This is a genomic window from Streptomyces sp. NPDC060031, assembly GCF_042736805.1.
Taxonomy (GTDB): domain Bacteria; phylum Actinomycetota; class Actinomycetes; order Streptomycetales; family Streptomycetaceae; genus Streptomyces.
The window spans coordinates 1-2,258 of the sequence record NZ_JBHWVM010000200.1; the positions used below are offsets into that span (position 1 = coordinate 1).

2 protein-coding genes are annotated in these 2,258 nt (G+C 72.6%); both read right to left on the bottom strand.

Annotated elements, in window-relative coordinates; all coding sequences use genetic code 11:
• Positions 1–310 (bottom strand): hypothetical protein (locus ACFWB8_RS36970; protein WP_385237682.1); only part of this gene is annotated, 310 nt, incomplete at its 3' end.
• A partial coding sequence (locus tag ACFWB8_RS36975) for an FtsK/SpoIIIE domain-containing protein (protein ID WP_385237685.1) occupies positions 307–2,258 on the bottom strand: 1,952 nt, incomplete at its 5' end. The genes ACFWB8_RS36970 and ACFWB8_RS36975, both read right to left, overlap by 4 nt.

The window sequence follows — 2,258 nt, forward strand, 5'->3', positions numbered from 1 at the left end:
TCCGGATCTCGCGGATGAGCAGGTACGACACGCAGCCGCCGACCGTCACGGCGACGGCGACCAGGGCGACCGCGAGGAACAGGCCGACCAGGACGCAGGCGCAGGCGGCACCGCCCGCGATCCACGCGGCGACCTTCCCGGCGGACGATCCGCTGGCCTTCTGCGTCGAGCAGCTGCAGGCGGCGTGCGCGGCCGGGGCGGGGGTGGCCGCCTGTACGGCCTGGACCACGGCGAGGATCTGCGCGATCTGCTCGGTGTTGGTCTCCGCCGCGCGGGCGTCGGCCACGGCCTGGGCGAGGTTGGCGCTCATGCGGCGACCTCCGTACGGATCGTCGTGCCGTCCTTGGCGAGGAGCCCGCGCTTGACCAGCGCGTCGACCGCGCGGGTGACCGAGCCGGGGTTGATGCCGGTCGCCTTGGCGATGGCGGCGTTGGTCGACGTGCCGTCGATCGCGGCCTGAAGCACGGCCTTCTGGTTGTCGGTCAGGTCCTGCGGGACGGCAGCCGCGGGGGCGGCGTCCTTCACCAGACGCAGCGGCTCGGACGCCGGGGCCGGGACAGGCGCCGGCGCCTTGGCCGACCGCTGCCAGACCGGGCGGTCAGGGAGGGCGATGACGTCGGCCGGGGAGAACGCCCGGGTGCTGATCGGGTGCGGTGCCGCCTTGGGTCCGGAGCGGAGCATGGCCACGCCGGGCATCGGCAGGTCGTGGGCGTGCCAGCCGCGCTCGGTGGCGTCCTCGCCGAACACGACGCGGCTCTCGCCGGACGTGCTCAGGGCGAGGGCGGCGCGGTAAGTGATCTGGGCGCTGATCTGCGGGTCGATGCCGCCCTTGGCGTCCATGGTCGGCTTCTGCGTGGCCCAGATCAGGATGATCTCGGCGGCGCGCGCCATGCGGGCGAGTGTCGACAGGTTCTCCATGATCCGGGACCAGTCCGGGTCGCCCGGGTCGCCGTCGCCGCCCTTGGCGCGCTTCTTGCGCGCCATGGAGATGACCTCGGCTCCTTCGTCCACGAAGACCGTGATCCGGGGGCGGCGGGTGCTGATCTCGATGGTGTCCCGGCCGCGCGGGATCTCCTCCAGCCGCTCGTACATCTCAGCGACCAGTTCGTCCGTCACGCCGAGGACGTCTTCGGCGTAGATGGCGACGCGGGCGCGGTGCTCCCAGTTGATGCCTTCCACTCGCTTGGGGTCGATGACGACCAGGCGGTGGTTGGGCTCCTCGGACGCCTCCGCGAGCAGGGCCCGGGTGCTCCAGCTCTTGCCCGACCCGGAGGTCCCCGCGATCAGCATCCGGCGACCGAGCGGGACCATGACCGGCTCGCCGGTCACCGTGTCGACGCCCCACGGGTCGCCCGGCTTCCAGCCGGTCAGGTCGATGCCGTCGGCAGCGCTGCGGGTCCGCAGCGTGATCGTGGCGCGGTCGCCATGCGATCCCGAACTGATCTCCATACGCAGGGCGGTGCGGGCCCCGAGCATCGCCCGGATCTCCTCGTGCTTGGCCTTGAACGCCGACGGCTTCCACCGGCCATCAAGGCGCACCGTGGTGACCAGACCGGCCGGGGTCAGCTCGGTCGGTGCGGGCACGGTGCCCGACAGGCCTCGTTCGTCGGCGTGCTGGACCCAGTACGACGGGTCGAGGCGCTCCAGGAGGCGGCGCTCCTCCGCCGTGGCGTCGTCGTCGAGCGGCACCCGCACCTGGCGGCGGCCGACGGCGAGCAGTGCAGCGTTGAGGGCGATCAGGCTCAGCGAGCTTCCCGCCGGCCACATCGCCCAGTGCTCCGCCGACGACATCGCGTACGAGGTGATCCCAGCCGGGATCAGGTGCGCGGCGTGGGCGCGGACCGCGAGCTGGTTGAGCGTCAGCGGGTAGTTCCGGCGAGCCGACTTCAGGTCGCGGCGCGCGACCTTGGCGTGAGCGCGACCTGCCTTGTCCGCCGTCCGGGCCGCGCGGCGGCCGCCGTTGAACGGGTTGCTGCTCGCCGCCCGTGCGGCCTTCCGCTGGCTCGCGGCGGTCGCAGCCGTCGACCGCGCCGACGTGTTGGCCCGCTGAGCAGCGATCAACGCCTTCAGGTTCTCCGGGGTCCGGAGCTTCGCCCTGCGCTCGGCCTCCGTGTCCCAGCGGTGCGCGAGCGGGGCACACATCGGGGCGGCGCCGTCGAGTGCCTGGCTCGCCGCCGCTGTCGTCTTGTTGATCCGGTCCGCCGTGATCACGCGGGCCGTTTTGGTACCAGTACCGATCTTGTTCCATGCTGCTGCGT